The 16,738-nt window shown below is 31.2% G+C and carries 13 protein-coding genes and 1 riboswitch; of the genes, 2 read left to right on the plus strand and 11 right to left on the minus strand.

Annotated features, from left to right (window positions below; translation table 11 throughout):
* Window positions 1-32: 32 nt before the first annotated feature.
* The 5 genes from rnr to ACWJKE_RS10865 form a co-directional block, all read right to left on the minus strand.
* Window positions 33-2,219: a ribonuclease R gene (gene rnr, locus ACWJKE_RS10845; RefSeq protein ID WP_462958816.1), complete on the minus strand. Its 2,187-nt coding sequence runs from the start codon at window positions 2,217-2,219 to the stop codon at window positions 33-35.
* Window positions 2,220-2,705: 486 nt separating this feature from the next.
* Window positions 2,706-3,422, minus strand: coding sequence for a pseudouridine synthase (locus ACWJKE_RS10850; RefSeq protein WP_462953268.1), 717 nt, complete (start codon window positions 3,420-3,422; stop codon window positions 2,706-2,708).
* A gap of 131 nt (window positions 3,423-3,553) precedes the next feature.
* The gene (locus ACWJKE_RS10855) at window positions 3,554-5,560 is read right to left on the minus strand and encodes a triple tyrosine motif-containing protein (protein ID WP_220287495.1); all 2,007 of its coding nucleotides are present in this window, start codon (window positions 5,558-5,560) and stop codon (window positions 3,554-3,556) included.
* A 333-nt stretch (window positions 5,561-5,893) separates the two neighbouring features.
* Window positions 5,894-6,331, minus strand: a complete 438-nt coding sequence (locus ACWJKE_RS10860; RefSeq protein WP_216302287.1) for a YaiI/YqxD family protein — start codon at window positions 6,329-6,331, stop codon at window positions 5,894-5,896.
* A gap of 17 nt (window positions 6,332-6,348) precedes the next feature.
* Window positions 6,349-7,698 carry a glucose-6-phosphate isomerase gene (locus tag ACWJKE_RS10865; RefSeq protein ID WP_462958817.1) on the minus strand — a complete coding sequence of 450 codons (1,350 nt, stop codon included), beginning with the start codon at window positions 7,696-7,698 and terminating at the stop codon, window positions 6,349-6,351.
* A 386-nt stretch (window positions 7,699-8,084) separates the two neighbouring features.
* Here ACWJKE_RS10865 and ACWJKE_RS10870 point away from each other — a divergent pair, with 386 nt between their 5' ends.
* Window positions 8,085-9,365, plus strand: coding sequence for a LysM peptidoglycan-binding domain-containing protein (locus ACWJKE_RS10870; protein WP_462958818.1), 1,281 nt, complete (start codon window positions 8,085-8,087; stop codon window positions 9,363-9,365).
* A gap of 298 nt (window positions 9,366-9,663) precedes the next feature.
* Entirely contained in the window at window positions 9,664-9,855 is a 192-nt protein-coding gene (locus ACWJKE_RS10875) for a hypothetical protein (protein ID WP_165412559.1), read from the plus strand.
* 172 nt (window positions 9,856-10,027) lie between these two features.
* Here ACWJKE_RS10875 and ACWJKE_RS10880 read toward each other — a convergent pair whose 3' ends face one another.
* From ACWJKE_RS10880 to guaB, 6 genes are all read right to left on the minus strand, one after another.
* Complete coding sequence (locus ACWJKE_RS10880; RefSeq protein ID WP_462958819.1) at window positions 10,028-11,638, minus strand: hypothetical protein; 1,611 nt, start codon at window positions 11,636-11,638, stop codon at window positions 10,028-10,030.
* Complete coding sequence (locus tag ACWJKE_RS10885) at window positions 11,631-12,341, minus strand: ABC transporter ATP-binding protein (RefSeq protein WP_462958820.1); 711 nt, start codon at window positions 12,339-12,341, stop codon at window positions 11,631-11,633. Before ACWJKE_RS10885 ends, ACWJKE_RS10880 begins: the two co-directional genes overlap by 8 nt.
* Window positions 12,338-12,460 (minus strand): ATP-binding protein, encoded by a 123-nt coding sequence (locus tag ACWJKE_RS10890; RefSeq protein WP_290441237.1) that lies wholly within the window; start codon window positions 12,458-12,460, stop codon window positions 12,338-12,340. Before ACWJKE_RS10890 ends, ACWJKE_RS10885 begins: the two co-directional genes overlap by 4 nt.
* A 164-nt stretch (window positions 12,461-12,624) precedes the next feature.
* Window positions 12,625-13,065, minus strand: coding sequence for a hypothetical protein (locus ACWJKE_RS10895; protein ID WP_462958821.1), 441 nt, complete (start codon window positions 13,063-13,065; stop codon window positions 12,625-12,627).
* Between the two features lie 336 nt (window positions 13,066-13,401).
* Window positions 13,402-14,931, minus strand: a complete 1,530-nt coding sequence (guaA, locus tag ACWJKE_RS10900; protein WP_216302343.1) for a glutamine-hydrolyzing GMP synthase — start codon at window positions 14,929-14,931, stop codon at window positions 13,402-13,404.
* Window positions 14,932-15,004: 73 nt separating this feature from the next.
* Window positions 15,005-16,459 carry an IMP dehydrogenase gene (guaB, locus tag ACWJKE_RS10905; protein ID WP_165412563.1) on the minus strand — a complete coding sequence of 485 codons (1,455 nt, stop codon included), beginning with the start codon at window positions 16,457-16,459 and terminating at the stop codon, window positions 15,005-15,007.
* A 153-nt stretch (window positions 16,460-16,612) separates the two neighbouring features.
* Window positions 16,613-16,710: riboswitch (purine riboswitch) on the minus strand.
* Window positions 16,711-16,738 lie beyond the last annotated feature (28 nt).

The raw sequence follows: 16,738 nt of genomic DNA on the forward strand, positions 1-16,738 counted from the left end.
AATTATTCTATATTATAGTCTTCTTTTTTTGACTACTCTTCCTTTATAAGCTCATTTAAATCACTAACAGAGTATTCAACTTCTTGGTCTTCTTCTTTCTCTTCATCAGCTTCAATTATATCAAAATAAACTTCATGTGAAGTTAAATCAACTTTACTAACTACAATTCTTACTTCTTCTCCTAGTTTATACATTTTCTTAGTTCGCTCACCAATAAGGGTTAAATGTCTTTCATCGAAGACATAATAATCATCATCCAAGCTAGTCATATGAACTAACCCTTCTACAGTATTAGGAAGTTCAACAAACAATCCGAAATTAGTTACTGAGGATATAATACCATCATATTCTTGACCAATTCGCTCACTCATATACTCAGCTTTCTTTAAGTCATCTACTTCTCTCTCAGCTTCCATAGCTACTCTTTCCATATCTGATGATTGTTTTGACGCTATCTCTACTTCTCTACCTAATCTATCTGTTCTCGCTTGACTTAATCCTCCATTTATAACTTCTTTAATTATCCTATGGATCATTAAGTCAGGATATCTTCTAATTGGTGATGTAAAATGACAATAATACTTGGCTGCTAACCCAAAATGCCCAACACATTCTGGAGAATATTTTGCTTTCATCATAGAACGTAATAATAAAGTGCTTAGTACCATCTCTTCTTTTTGGCCTTTTACTTTTCCTATTACTTCCTGAAGCATTCTAGGATGTATATCCTTTCCCCACTTCATAGAATATCCTAAATTATGAGCAAATTCACTAAATCGCATTAATTTTTCCTCATCTGGATCCTCATGAATTCTATATACAAATGGCACATTTAGCCAGAACATATGCTCAGCTACAGTTTCATTAGCCGTTAACATAAATTCCTCAACTAATCTATTTGCAATAGCTCTCTCATAAGGTACAATGTCTACAGGCTTTCCTAATTCATTTAATATTATTTTACACTCAGCGAAATCAAAATCTATAGCGCCCCTATTCATTCTCTTCTTATTAAGAATTCCACATAACTCTTCCATATGTTTAAAATCTTCATATAAATAATCATATTTTTTAATAGTTTCGGCGTCTTTATCCCTTAGTATTTTAGTAACATCTGTATAAGTCATTCTCTCATTAGTTTTTATAACACTTTCCATTATTTCATGATCTACACATTTACCCTCTTTATCCATTTCCATAATACAACTAAGAGCTAGTCTATCTACTTTAGGATTTAAACTGCAAACCCCATTAGATAATTTTTTAGGAAGCATTGGTATAACCCTATCAATTAAGTATACTGAAGTTGCTCTTTTAAAAGCCTCTTTGTCCAAAGGATTTTTATCTTTTACATAGTGAGAAACATCTGCTATATGAACTCCTAAACGATAGTTTCCATTATCTAAAATTTCAATAGACACAGCATCATCTAAATCTTTAGCATCCTCGCCATCTATGGTTACCATACGTAAATCCCTTAAATCTGTTCTGCGCGTATATTCTTCTTGTGGAATCACTTCGGCTATATTATCGGCATATGCTTCAACATTTTGTGGGAACTCCTCTGGTAGCTTATGTTTTTTAATTATAGTTAATATATCGATGCCCGCGTCACCTTTGCTTCCGAGAATTTCTATAATTCTCCCCTCGGGATTTCTTTTTTGTCCTGGCCACTGAGTTATTTCAGCTATTACTATTTGCCCTGTTTTTGCACCATTTCTTTCTGATTTAGGAACAAATATATCCTGAGCAATCCTCTTGTCATCAGCTACTACAAACCCAAAATTACTACTGTCCTCATAAGTTCCTATTATTGTTTTATTAGACCTTTCTATTACTCTTACAATTTCACCTTCACATTTTTTCCCGCTATTTTCTTCCTTTAAAACTTTTGCAAGAACTTTATCACCATTCATTGCTCCATTTAAATTATCCGCAGGAATAAATACATCTGGTCTTTCTACTTCTGCTATTACGAATCCAAAGCCTCTTTGATGACCTTGGAATTTACCAATTACAAGACCCATCTTCTCTGGAATACCATAATATTCGGCATGTGTTCTAACCACATCCCCATTTGTTTCCATTTCAGCTAATAAATTAGAAAACCCTTTCATATCCTTTTTTTTAATATCGAATACTCTAGAAAGTTCTGCTATATTCATAGGCTTATATGCCTGCTCTGTCATAAAATTTATTAAATTTTCTTTTATCTCCATAAGATTTCCTCCTATCTAATTTTCATATTGATATATTTTTCAAATTTTAAAAAATATTTAGTATTGCTTTAGTTTCTCACTAAATGTTGTGTTAAATTATTCATGTGTTTCTATATTTACTCGCTTTTATTATAATCCAAAAAATACATCTAGTATATACTATGTGCTTATATACTTCCCTATTATCAAATAAAAAATGCTCACATTAAATAATGCTATTTAATGTGAGCATTTTATCGAAATATGTTATATCAAGAATTCTTCACAAAAATCGACTTTTTTATACAAAATAAAACAGCCCTTGGGGTTGGGCTGCTTTAAACAAATAAAAAGGGGGCTATTTATTTCTCTATTTAACTTTACTACTTAATTATATTAAATTTAACTAATGTTTGCAAGCGTTTTTTACAAATTTAATTCTAATAATATTTTAAAATAAAGACATTTCACTTATTTTTTTCATAAAAAATAATATTATTAACTAAATTAAATCTGTTTTAATAAATCCAACTCTTCTTCCGACAATTCTCGATATTGTCCTTCAGATAAATTTTCATCTAATTTTAATGGTCCAAAACTAATTCTTCTTAAAAATGCAACATTTTTATCAACACTTTCGAACATTCTTTTTACCTGATGAAATTTGCCTTCTTGAATAGTAATCATTACCTCAGATCCATTTTCATTCGCATTTAATACTTTTAATATGGCCGGCATGCATTTATAACCATCATCTAATACAACACCTTTCTTAAAGGTGTCTATATCCTTTTGATCTACAAATTTATTAATCTCGGCATAATACGCCTTATCTACATGATTCTTAGGTGCTATCAATTTATGATTTAATTCACCATCATTAGTGATTAGCAATAACCCTACTGTGTCTTTATCCAATCTTCCTATAGGAAATGGATTAAAAGCATGGTATTCTTGATCTATTAAATCAATAACAGTTTCATCATACTTATCTACTGTAGCAGAAACTACCCCAGCTGGCTTATTCATGACTATATATATGTATTTTCTATATGTTATTTCTTCACCAGCTACCTTTATTACAGCCTTATCCGGATCAATTTTCATTGTATTATCAGAAACTATTACTCCATCGACCTCTATTTTCCCTTTTTTTAACAACGCCTTCACTTCTTTTCTTGTTCCATGGCCTAAATTTGATAATATTTTGTCTATTCTTTCCATATCTATTCATCTCCTTAACTATTTCTAAAACTTCAGGTAAATTATCACCTACGGTACTATTCATCTTCTTCGAAGCTTAACATTAAATCTTTTACTCATAAAAAAAACAGCCTTTAAAAGCTGTTTTAAAGTTATTCTTTTACTTCAATCTCCATTATATCATAATCTTCATATGAAATACTCTTATAAGAACTTTTTGATAATACTAGTATTCTGTAAATCCCTTTAGTAAAAGGCATAAAGATGTAATCATTTTTCCTGCTAAATTTTTGTACCAAACTCCAGTCTCCTTTTTCCATGAGATAGACCTCATATTCAACATTCTTGCCACCCTTACTTTGTGCTACAAATGTTATTGTTTCATTAGCCATAAAATTTGCCTTATCACATAGAATCTTTGTATCTCTTACAGGTAGCGTCTCATGTATTTCTATTCTTATTTCCTTCTTACTATCATATGCATTTGTGCTCAATTTATTCTTTGCTAGAAGTTCTATTAAATAGTTTCCACTACATTTAGGTTTAATCTCATAATTTTTATGTTCCACAAAATTTGTTTGTTCTACTAAATGACCATCTATTTTCAAAACGTAATTCACAAGAGTATTTTTTGTATTTTCAGATATAACTTGGAGAGAAATAGTATCTCCAACCATAAAGTATTCTCTTGTTGGCATTAATACATAGTCTATTTTAGCTGGAATGCATTCTAAAGCTTGAATACATAGAACTTCGTGACAATCAAATTTCCTTTTGGAATATTTATCTTTTACTCTTACCTCCAGTTTGAACTTTCCACTCTCCTCTGGCGTAAACTCTAGAAAATCACGTGTTCCAAATTGTATTTTTTCTATCTCTTTATCATCTTTAGAAATTATAAAACTATATCTTAAAGAATTTCCTCCTGTTGCTTTGACTTTTACATGAACTATTTGGCCTATTAGTACTGTCTCTTTATTATCCAAAATTATATCATCAATAACCACATTTTCATTACCTATATCGTCAATTAGAAAATCTAAAGAACCTTTCTTCTCATATTCTCCTTTAAAAGATGCATCCTTCACCCATAAGTAAGCTTTATATTCTCCCGCTTCTTTTGGTATCCAAAAAAAATTATTTTCTCTAATGTAACCAGAATCCTCTATGCATTTTCCATCAATTTTGAATTTATATAATAACTCTTTCCCACCTCTAGCAATACACTTAAAAATTATAGGAGTGCCACATACTTGCGGTGAGCTTAAATCACTAGTGAAACTATGTATGTTTATTTCTTCATAAGGTTTAACGCTATAATGAATCAATGCTCTATCATCAAATTCATGAATTGAATACATATCCTTTGCCATACATAGTAGCTTATAATCACCCTTGTTTTCTTCAACATAACTAACTAATTTCTTAGTTGAATAATCTTGTATGCATTTGGTATTCCCCTTAGGATTAATTTTTACAAATTTGTACAAAACCATCCTGTTATCCCCATAGTTTGCCTCCACCTCAAAAACTAGTTCCGCACCTTCTACCATACCATCCGTCAAACATTTAAAACTTACAATTTCTACTGATTGTATGGCTTGTACATTAAATCGTATTTTCATAGAGTCATCAAATGTATTTTTTGAATCTAAATTCCTGCATTCTACCAAAAACTCTTGCTCTCCACAATATTTTGAAGTCCAAGTCAGTATATTTTCTGATGAATAGTCTTTTATAAGTAGCCAATTCCCCCTTTCATGTACCCAATATCTATACATAATAGGAATCTTTGTGGCATCTACTGTTAAGGTGACTTTTTCACCTGCCATTATTTCTATTTTATCTATGTATATATCATTTATTAACTTTTCGTAAGCCTCGCCTACCAGGTAATCTGTTTTTGACATATAATCAAAGGGCTTCTTACTTTCTTTTCTTTTAGCTTGTACCATTATGGAGTACTTACCATCTGCCTGTGGCTTCCATATAGCATCCCTGGCTCCACTTAATTTCTTCAAAGTAGTCCATGTTCCATCAATCCCTACAAGAAATTTATAGTTCAAATTATCCTCTAATATATTTTCAACACTTATTCCGATTTCTTTATATTTTTCTTCAGGGTTTTCTAAGCTAAACGATATATTCATTTCATTCATTTAAATTCACCTACCTTTATAAATAAGCTATACAATACAAAAATATTATTAAAAAACCAATCTCTATACTGAATATATTATACTATAATTCCATTATTTGTAACAGTGTATATTCCATATTTTTTCTTTTATATATAGACATAAACTTTCAATGTTTTATTATAAAATAATAAAATTTAAAATTTCATAGCTATTTATGTATTAAATTCGTCATTATAATTGAACGTTACACCCAAAAATTCATCTCATGACTGAATTCGCGATTATTCTTTTCAAAAATATAAAAATAGCTAGTAATTTTTATTACTAACTATTTCGTATATTCTAAGTGCATTATTGCGTTTTTAGAATCAATTTAATTAAATTGTTATAAAGCTTTTCATCATCTTCATTTGTTCGTTTTTTAGGACCAAAGGTTTTACCTCCGCTCCGTCTTAGTTTGCCGGATAAATGCCTCTCAAATAATAATTTATCAATATTATCATCATCATATATATGTCCTTTAGGGCCTATTGCATATGCACCTTTAGCTAAAACCATAGCAGCAACCCCAAAATCTTGAGTGATTACTATGTCATTAGATTTCGCCTCATTAGCTACTTTCATATCAACACTTTGAAATCCACTATCAACATACCTTATCGAGGCATAATCGCTACTCAAAATATGATTAATATCACAATACATAATAAGCTCTATAGAGTTTTCCTTAGCTGCCTTTTCTATTAGCTGTTTACCAGGGCAACCATCTGCATCTACAATAATTCTCATATGATTTTTCTCATTTTTTAAAGCCTTTTTTCGAGTGCTGCTTTGGTTTCTTCATATCCTGATTTTCCAAGAAGAGCAAACATATTTTTCTTATATGCTTCAACTCCTGGTTGATCAAAAGGATTCACACCTAATAAATATCCGCTTATTGCTAAAGCCTTTTCAAAGAAATAAACCATATGTCCAAAATTATACGCTGTTAATGCTGGCACATTTAAAATAATGTTAGGTACACCCCCATCATTATGAGCAAGTACTGTTCCTTGGAAAGCTTTTCTATTAACAAAATCCATAGTTTTACCTGCTAAAAAGTTCAATCCATCTAGATCTTCACTTTCCTTTTCTACTACAACTTCTTTCCTTGGCTTTTCTACATTAATAACTGTTTCAAATATATTTCTTACACCCTCTTGAATATACTGTCCCATAGAATGCAAATCTGTAGAGAAATTAACTGATGCTGGGAATATTCCCTTTTGGTCTTTTCCTTCACTTTCCCCACAAAGTTGTTTCCACCACTCACCAAAATATTGAAGTGATGGCTCATAGTTAACTAAAATTTCTGTAACCTTGCCTTTTCTATATAGTGCATTTCTAGCTGCTGCATATTTATAACAATCGTTATTGTTTAAATCCTCTACACTGTATGCTTCTCTTGCATCCGCTGCACCCTTCATCATTTCATCAATGTCAATGCCCGCTACTGCTATTGGAAGTAAACCTACAGCTGTTAACACTGAGAATCTTCCTCCTATATCATCCGGAATCACAAAAGTTTCATAGCCTTCTGCATCTGCTGATTTTTTTAGAGCTCCTTTAGAAATATCTGTAGTAGCAAAAATTCTTTCTTTAGCTCCTTCTTTTCCGTACTTCTTTTCTAATAATCCTTTTAATATTCTAAAAGCAATAGCTGGTTCTGTAGTAGTTCCTGATTTTGATATTACATTTATAGAAATATCTTTTCCTTCTACAGCATCAATTAAATCTGCCATATATGTAGAACTTATATTATTACCTGCAAAGAATATTGCTGGCGCCTTTCTCTTATCGCTTGAAAGACTGTTATAAAAACTATGACTCAACGTTTCTATAGCCGCTCTAGCTCCTAGGTAAGAACCACCTATTCCAATTACTATTAAGACTTCAGAATTATTTTTTATCTTTTCTGCTGCCTGTTTAATTCTTTTAAATTCTGATTTATCATAATTTAAAGGAAGGTCCATCCATCCTAAAAATTCATTCCCCGCACCTGTTTTATCTGCAAGCATTTTGTGTGCAGCAGATACCATTGGCTGTAAATAAGAAACTTCATGTTTACCTAAATATGGAATTGTTTTGCTTAAATCTAATGATAAAATTTTTGCCATTAATATTCCTCCTTGCTTATATCTTGAAGCAAAACAATCATTGATTATTTTGCTCATCGCATTGCATTGCCTCGCTAAAACAATATACTATAATTTTAGTTTATTCATTTAAATAAATCAAGTTTTTTAATAAAATTTTGTATTTATAACAAATTTTGTTATTTTTATTTATTAAAACTTTAAAAATTAAACTTAAATATAAAAGTCCCTAAAATTGGAGTCGCCTATACATGATAGCTATAGTATTATCTGTGAATGCTTCATTTATTCTAGTGACTTTTCCAAATAATTGACCGTGACTTTATTCACCATAAAAATATAGTAAGTACTCCCTTGTATTGTATAGCATATATTAAATTATATTACTATAAGAGGTGTGATTTTTTTTGATTATTCATGTTGTAAAAAGTGGTGAAACCTTATATATAATTTCTAAATTATATGGAGTTCCATCTAATAAAATTGCTTCTGATAATGAACTTGCAAACCCAGATGAACTTGTGGTAGGCCAAACGCTTGTAATACTTCAAGTCACAAGAAAACACAAAATTCTTCCTGGTCAATCACTTTACATGATAGCTAGAATGTATGGTGTAACTATTTCAGATTTATATGCTGCAAATCCTAACCTTAAAAATTCTATACTAATTTATCCTAGTGAAATTATTATTATACCACCATCAACGCAAAAATTAGGCTCACTTGAAGTTAATGGCTATGCACTTCCTACTACGGATATGGATGTTCTCGCAAAGACTCTTCCAAGTCTCACATACCTTAGTATATTCAGTTATCAGGTGCTGCCTAATGGAACTCTAAAAGGAATAAATGATGTCCCCTTAATAGTTGCTGCTAGAAAAGCTAAAGTAGCTCCTATGATGGTAATTACGAATTTAGAAGAGGGTGGTGGTTTTGATAGTGACCTAGCCCATATTATACTTACAGATGAAAATATACAAAACACTTTATTAGATAACATAGTCAGCATCTTGGAAAATAAAAATTATTACGGTTTAGCTATAGATCTAGAATATATTTTCCCAAAAGATAAACAAAGCTATAATGATTTTTTACGCAAAACAGTAATCAAACTAAAGGCTTTAGGCTATATTGTTACTACAGCTTTAGCCCCTAAGCCAAATGGTGATATAAAAGGATTACTTTATGAAGCGCATGATTACCCATTTCACGGTGCCATAGCTTCCCATGTTATACTGATGACTTATGAGTGGGGTTATACTGCAGGTCCACCAATGGCGGTGGCTCCAATTAATGAAGTAAAAAAAATCCTTGATTATGCTGTAACCGTAATTCCAAGTAAAAACATCTTTATGGGCATACCTAATTATGGGTACGTTTGGACTTTACCTTATGTAAAAGGAACTAAAGCAACTGTACTCGGTAATGTAGAAGCAGTTGATCTTGCGAGAAAGGTATTTGCATCTATTCAATATGACTATACCGCTCAAGCACCGTTTTTTAACTATTACGATTCTAATGGCAAAAGACATGTAGTTTGGTTTGAAGATGCTAGGAGTATGAACGTCAAACTTAGGACTGCTAATGCATATAATTTAGGCGGGGTTAGTTATTGGACTATTGGGAAATACTTCTCTCAAGCCTTTCTAGTTCAAAATTCATTATTCGATGTAAAAAAGGTAATTTAGTTAAGCGATTGTTATTTCAAATAAGAATTAAGAGTTTTTCTTTGATTATGCTATAACCAAAAGGATATGTTGCTAAGATGCTTTCTGCGCAACATATCCTTTTTGTTTACTTAAGAGTGCATTTTTTGTATTTTATTGTATTATAGTAAATATTGAATTAAAATTATTAAAGGTATATATTATAACTATACCATATATTTACATCAATTTTATGTAATTGGTATTTTCACAACAGATTTATCACCTCCCTATTTTATGGGATACCTAAGGAATAAAAATTAAGGGAGGTGAGAATTAAATGTCGGAGATTACCCAAATGTTCAAGCTGTTTTGTATTACCTCAATAGCTGTTCTTGGTATAACTTCCGCAGTAGTATTTTTTTCAAAAGATAGAATAAGTTTTAATATAAAAGCGCGTACCAAACTACCTGATCAGTCCGAAACAGAATTTGGTATCGAAGTTCATAAGGATGATAAAAAAACAAAATAGATAGTTATGCGTACTATCTATTTTTTACTACTAATTCTTAATCTGTTGTGTCCTCTGGTATCCCTATTTTATTAAATAAACTAATTGTATTATATGCAATTTATCCATAAAGTGTGCATGTTTTTAAGAATTCAGTAATATATTTATTCGCCCAGCGATTTTGCTTATATTATCACCATTTTAACTTAAAAGTTCTTGGCGCTACTCTATATGTTAAAATCAACGCAACTACCATATATACAATAGTTGTTATAATAATCCCTGCTGTGAAATAATATGAAGTCGTCTTAATTTGAAGACACGTATAGCTACCGATATACATAACCATGTTTACGAATTTAAATAAGGGACTTTTCACTGTTAACCCTGCTGTATAAGGCTGCAATACATAGTACATGAACAAATGATGTATTGAGAAGAAACAAGCTAAACAAATAATACACAAAAATAGTGGTATCATTCCAATAAGCTGGGAGCTATAACCACTAGCTAATATAATACAAATTATAGCAGAACATAAAGTTAAAGCCGGTATCAGGTTAAGAATAACTACCCTCTTAAGTCTTGAAGTGAAGTTGGATAAAATCACACTTGCCTCTCGGTAATAGCCTTGTCTTAATAGGCTTGCATCACAATTAAAAAACATAGCCTTGCAAATTCTTTCTCCCGTTGACATGCTGTACATTATAAATACCAATGGGGGAATGCTTTTTTTAATTATGTTCACTATATCCACCCTTTTACTCGGCATAAAAATCACAAAGTACATGGTAATTAAAAATATAAAACCTATAAAGACGACTCTTTCCTTTACAGGTTTTACCATTATTCTTCTAAAACGAAGAAAAAATAATGAGTTTAAATATTCATAGCCCTTCTTTTGGTCATATTTTTTTGTATTTAATTCTTCCTTACTCATTCTCTTTTCATCCAATTTCACAGTTGAAAAAGTCGCTTGATTTCTAATAGCCTCTACATCAAATAAACTATCCTTATTTAATAAATCTTTTGCTATTAAAGTATATTTCTTAAATTTCCATAAGTATATAAAAGCTGCCACGCCTAGAATTAATACAATAATCGCCACTAAAGCATTTAATAATATTAAATTAAAATCAATAGTAACTCTTAATAAAGGTAGTGCATAGGCAAGGACAAGTCCTCCTATGATTACTAGTGACATAAATAAATCTTTATGTTTTTGTATTATTTCTGTCTTATCATATATAAAAAGCTGTAGCCCTTCTTCTATCAATCTAAATGCTATTATTTCCGCTACAAGCACCATAGCTTTTAATGGTGAAAATCCTATTATTAAACCTATAATTATTACTGGAAGAACAAAGTATATAAAGTCTGTTATATTTTTATATACTATTTCTCCAAGATAGTATTCTCTTGCGTCAGCTCTCATTAGTGTTATCATATTAAAGGCCGCTTTGTTGGTTTTATCAAAAATTACATTTTTCATAACTGGTCCCAAAATAAAGCTTAAAAAGAAAAAAATATGTAAAAAATAAGGTTGTAACTTTGCTATATCCTTAGTCATTAAATAGGATGGCAAAATAATCATTACACCTAAATATATAGTTTTTCCTATAAATCCACCTAGCACTCCTAAAATTTCACGTATAACCCCTATAACCAGTTTAGCATGGGTTCTTTTATACAAATTTTCAGGAATTTTTTTACCCAAAATTGGTATCCTTTTAAGAAAATATATAAAAGTATTAGCCTGCTCTGCAAAAGATACCTTAAAACTATTTATAAATGTACTAATCATTTCCTCCCTCCTTTAAAATCTTCATGATTTTCTCTTCAAATTCAGGACTCTTTAGAACCTCACTATCCACTTCTTCTAAAATACAATTATTTAAAACCAATATTTCATCACATAAATCTGTAGCCAGCTGAAGAATATGAGTAGAAAAAATAATAATGTGCTCACTTTTCATTTTCTTTAACAAATTTTTAATTTCTAGAGCCACCACTACATCAAAAGAGGTTAAGGGCTCATCTAGCAAAATTACAGCAGGTCTAGTTATTAAAAGACAAACCATTTGCATTTTGTTTTTCATTCCATGGGAATATCCCTTCATCAACCTATATCTGTCTTCATCCTTAATTTTTATAATATCAAAATACTCATCTATTGTAAGCAAATTTTCAATTTTCTCCTTATTAATATCAATATAAAATTTTAAGAACTCATATCCAGTTAAAAACTCTGGTATCACTGGATCTGAAAAAACATATCCTACCTTACTATAATCTATTTCCACTGATGCTTGTCCATCTTCTACTATACTCACGCTACCATCCTCATATTTAGTTTCCCCACTTATGCAATTAAAAAGGGTTGTTTTACCTGCTCCATTTCTTCCTAAAAGTCCATATATTCTTCCTTTTTCAAATGTAAATGATGCTTTTTTTAACACCTGTTTTTCTCCATAACTCTTTTCTATATCTTTAAGTACTAATTTCATTTTATTCTACCACCCTCATTTTTCTCTATTACCAAATTAACAATGCTCAGCCCTAGGCCAACACCAGTACTTGCCTTTTTACTTCTAGAGTCATCACACTGATAAAATGGTAAAAACACTTTATCTTTATCTCTTATGTTACACCAGTTATGCCAATAAATATAGTAATAATTGTCTTATTAACCATAATAATTCTCCCTTTCTCTAATTCCCTAATTTAAAATAAAAAAAGGTTCAGCCTAAGCCAAACCACTTTATATGCTAATTACTAATTATAGGATAATTATTCTTTGTATTTCTCAATATATTCTAGAAGTGCCATGCTAACTAAATCCATACTTTTATACTCTTTATATGTCTCTGCAAAATCTTTAAACTCCCCCCAAACTTCTGAATATAATCTAATAGTAGTCGTCATCTTAAATTCTCCATTAAGTATATCTTCATCAATTTTTAATTCTTGTGGTTGCGGTATATCAATTATAGTTTTATGATCCTTTGTTTGCTTTGATGTTTGTGTTTGTGTTTCTGTTTCGATTTCAGTTTTATCTGCCCCTGTTTTCAGCTCTTTTACAAAGTAATAAGCTGAATCAATAGCTTCCTCTACATTATCCGCATTAAAACTCACACAAGGGATTGTATCCTGCAAAATCAAACAAAACTTAGCATTTGATTGAATTTCTATTTTATATCCTGCATCTATTAATGTTTCTAATTTATTCATTTTTTTTCACACCCTTTTCTTATCTATTTACTTTTCGAATAATTTCTTATTAACTCATTTTGGTGATATATTACATTTTGCTATTGCTCTCTAATATTTATAAAATTATTATGCCACAATTTGATATATATTATGTTTTATAATTACCTTACTATATATCAATTAAATCATTTCCTACGGAGCTACAATATTTTTCTTGTTGTAAACTTATATCCCATACTTCTATTGAAAAACATAAAAAAAGGTGTTTATGAAATACTAATTTAATAGTATGTTTCATAAACACCTTTAATTAACTTATTTCATTAATATATATAGGTATAACAACGTTCATACCTATTCCCACTCAATAGTTGAAGGTGGCTTAGAAGTTACATCATAAACAATTCTGTTTACTCCTTTAACTTCATTAACAATTCTTCTAGAAACTATATCTAACACTTCATATGGTATTCTAGCCCAATCTGAAGTCATTCCATCTGAACTAGTTACAGCTCTTAGGGCAACCGTATGGCAGTATGTTCGTTCGTCTCCCATAACTCCAACAGATTGGATGTTTGGTAGACATGCAAAGTATTGCCATATTTCACTTTCAAGTCCAGCTTTAGCCACTTCATCTCTGAATATTGCGTCTGCTTCGCTAGTTATAAATAATTTTTCAGGTGTTATTTCTCCAAGTACTCTTATAGCGAGACCTGGTCCTGGGAATGGTTGTCTCCACACTAAGTAATGAGGAATTCCAATCTCTTCTCCCACTGCTCTAACTTCATCTTTAAATAATTCTCTTAAAGGCTCTATTAGTTTAAAGTGCATATCTTCTGGAAGTCCGCCAACATTATGATGACTTTTTATAGTAGCTGAAGTAGCAGTACCACTTTCAACTACATCTGGATATATTGTTCCTTGAACAAGGAAATCTAATTGTCCGAGTTTATTAGACTCCTCTTCAAAAACTCTTATAAATTCTTCTCCAATTATCTTTCTCTTTTTCTCTGGATCACTTACACCTTTAAGCTTACCTAAGAATCTCTCTTGAGCATTAACCCTTATTATGTTCATTTTAAATTCGCCTTTGAATATTGTTTCAACTTGATCGCCTTCATCTTTTCTTAAAAGGCCGTGATCTACAAATACACAAGTTAACTGATCTCCTATTGCTTTATGTACAAGCACTGCTGCAACTGAAGAATCTACGCCTCCTGAAAGAGCACAAAGTACTTTTTTATCTCCAACTAGTTCTTTTATAGCCTTGATTTTTTCCTGCGCAAAAGATGACATTGACCAATCGCCTTTAACCTCGCAAACATCATATAGGAACTTTCTAATCATTTCTTCACCAAAAAGAGTATGTTTTACTTCTGGGTGAAATTGAACTCCATAGAGTTTTTTAGAAACACTCGCCATAGCAGCTACTGGACAATCTTTAGTAGTTGCAATTATATCAAATCCTTCTGGTACTTTAGAAATATGGTCTGTATGACTCATCCAGCATTGATTCTTTTCTATTCCTGCAAAAATAGTAGCATCTTTGCATAGGTCAACTTCTACTTTTCCGTATTCTCGAACATCAGGTGTTATAACTTCTCCACCAAATACTCGAGCCATTAGTTGAGCACCATAACATATTCCCAAAATAGGAATACCTAGTTCGAATATTTCTTTTTCAACCTTTGGAGCACCTTTTGCATATACACTATTGGGTCCGCCGGTGAATATTATTCCTTTTGGATTCATGTTTTTTATTTTTTCGGCAGAAGATGTATATGGTATTATTTCGCAATAAACATTATTCTCTCTAACTCTTCTTGCAATAAGTTGATTATATTGACCACCAAAGTCAACAACTAAAATTAATTCTCTATTAATCAATGTTTTTCCTCCTGTACACTTAAGCTTTATACTTAGCTATTTATATATATTTTATCTATTCTCATCTATACTAGTTGTTCACGCTATAATTTGGCGCTTCTTTTGTAATTGACACATCATGTGGATGACTTTCTCTTAGCCCTGCTGATGTTTGGACAACAAAGGTTGAAGTCTCAAATAATTGCTCTAGCGTTTCAGAACCTAAATATCCCATTCCTGAACGTATACCGCCTATCATCTGATATATAGTTTCTATAACACTTCCTTTGAAAGGTATTCTTCCTTCTACCCCTTCTGGAACTAACTTTTTATTTCCTTCTTGGAAATACCTATCCTTACTTCCGCAAGCCATAGCACTTAGAGAACCCATGCCTCTATATACCTTATAGCTTCTTCCCTGATAGATTTCCATTTCACCTGGAGCTTCCTCACAGCCTGCAAACATAGAACCCATCATTACCACTTTAGCACCTGCTGCTAATGCCTTAACTATATCTCCTGAGTATTTTATGCCGCCGTCTGCAATAACAGGAACTCCATATTTATTCCCCTCTTCAACGCAATCCATAACTGCTGTAAGTTGTGGAACTCCTACTCCTGCTACAATCCTTGTAGTACAAATTGATCCAGGACCTATCCCTACTTTTACACAATCCGCTCCTGCCTCAATTAAATCTCTGGTTGCCTCACTCGTAGCAACGTTCCCTGCTATTATTTGAAGTTCTGGGTATACAGCTTTTATTTTTCGTACTGCATCCATTACTCCAAAAGAATGTCCATGAGCTGTATCTATAGTTATTACATCTACTCCAGCTTTCACTAAGGCTGCTACTCGCTCCGCTATGTCTACAGTTACACCAACAGCTGCACCACATAATAATCTTCCTCTAGAATCCTTTGCAGCATTCGGAAATTTTATGGTTTTCTCTATATCTTTTATAGTAATAAGTCCTCTTAAATAATTTTCGCTATCTACTAAAGGTAACTTTTCTATTTTATGTTTTTTAAGAAGTTCTTTAGCTTCCTGCATACTTGTTCCTTCTGATGCAGTAATTAGATTTTCACTTGTCATTATATCTTTAATTTTCTTACTATAATCAGTTTCGAAAACAATATCCCTATTAGTGATTATTCCAACTAATTTACCATTTGTTGTAATTGGAACTCCTGATATTCTATATTTACTCATTAGTGCTAATGCATCTTCTAAAATATTATCTGGAGATAAGAAGAATGGATCTGTAATTACACCATTTTCTTGTCTTTTAACTCTATCCACTTCAATAGCTTGGTTTTCAATACTCATGTTCTTATGTATAGTTCCTATTCCACCCTCTCTAGCCATAGCAATAGCCATTCTAGACTCAGTAACAGTGTCCATACCAGCACTCATTAAAGGTATGTTAAGTTTTATTTTTTTCGTAAGGTAAGTAACTAAACTAACATCCTTAGGTAATACTTTAGACTTATTGGGAACTAGCAATACATCGTCGAAAGTATATGCTTGTTTTAATATTTTTGCCATTTAATTAACACCCTTTCACAATTTTATTTTACATTCGTCTTTATAATTAGCATAAGAATATTTATATATACGATATTTTAAAATAAGGTATAAAGTATAAAAAGGCATACTAATCCTACCTTAACTAAAGTAAAATTAGCATGCCAAAAATAAGCTCATACTAAGATTACTCATAGTCGGAAATTTACGGCTTCCGGTAGATACTCCTTGCCATATTCAAGGTATATATGAGTAGCGTAATTGTTCTTTGAATTTGTTATTACAATAATGATAGTTAAT

The organism is Clostridium sp. CM036 (assembly GCF_055081135.1).

What these genes read in the sequence shown, in the direction of transcription:
- rnr (WP_462958816.1), bottom strand. Translation starts at nt 2,219, where the DNA reads ATGGAGATAAAAGAAAATTTAATAAATTTTATGACAGAGCAGGCATAT.
- ACWJKE_RS10850 (WP_462953268.1), bottom strand. Translation starts at nt 3,422, where the DNA reads ATGGAAAGAATAGACAAAATATTATCAAATTTAGGCCATGGAACAAGA.
- ACWJKE_RS10855 (WP_220287495.1), bottom strand. Translation starts at nt 5,560, where the DNA reads ATGAATGAAATGAATATATCGTTTAGCTTAGAAAACCCTGAAGAAAAA.
- ACWJKE_RS10860 (WP_216302287.1), bottom strand. Translation starts at nt 6,331, where the DNA reads ATGAGAATTATTGTAGATGCAGATGGTTGCCCTGGTAAACAGCTAATA.
- ACWJKE_RS10865 (WP_462958817.1), bottom strand. Translation starts at nt 7,698, where the DNA reads ATGGCAAAAATTTTATCATTAGATTTAAGCAAAACAATTCCATATTTA.
- ACWJKE_RS10875 (WP_165412559.1), top strand. Translation starts at nt 9,664, where the DNA reads ATGTCGGAGATTACCCAAATGTTCAAGCTGTTTTGTATTACCTCAATA.
- ACWJKE_RS10880 (WP_462958819.1), bottom strand. Translation starts at nt 11,638, where the DNA reads ATGATTAGTACATTTATAAATAGTTTTAAGGTATCTTTTGCAGAGCAG.
- ACWJKE_RS10885 (WP_462958820.1), bottom strand. Translation starts at nt 12,341, where the DNA reads ATGAAATTAGTACTTAAAGATATAGAAAAGAGTTATGGAGAAAAACAG.
- ACWJKE_RS10895 (WP_462958821.1), bottom strand. Translation starts at nt 13,065, where the DNA reads ATGAATAAATTAGAAACATTAATAGATGCAGGATATAAAATAGAAATT.
- guaB (WP_165412563.1), bottom strand. Translation starts at nt 16,459, where the DNA reads ATGGCAAAAATATTAAAACAAGCATATACTTTCGACGATGTATTGCTA.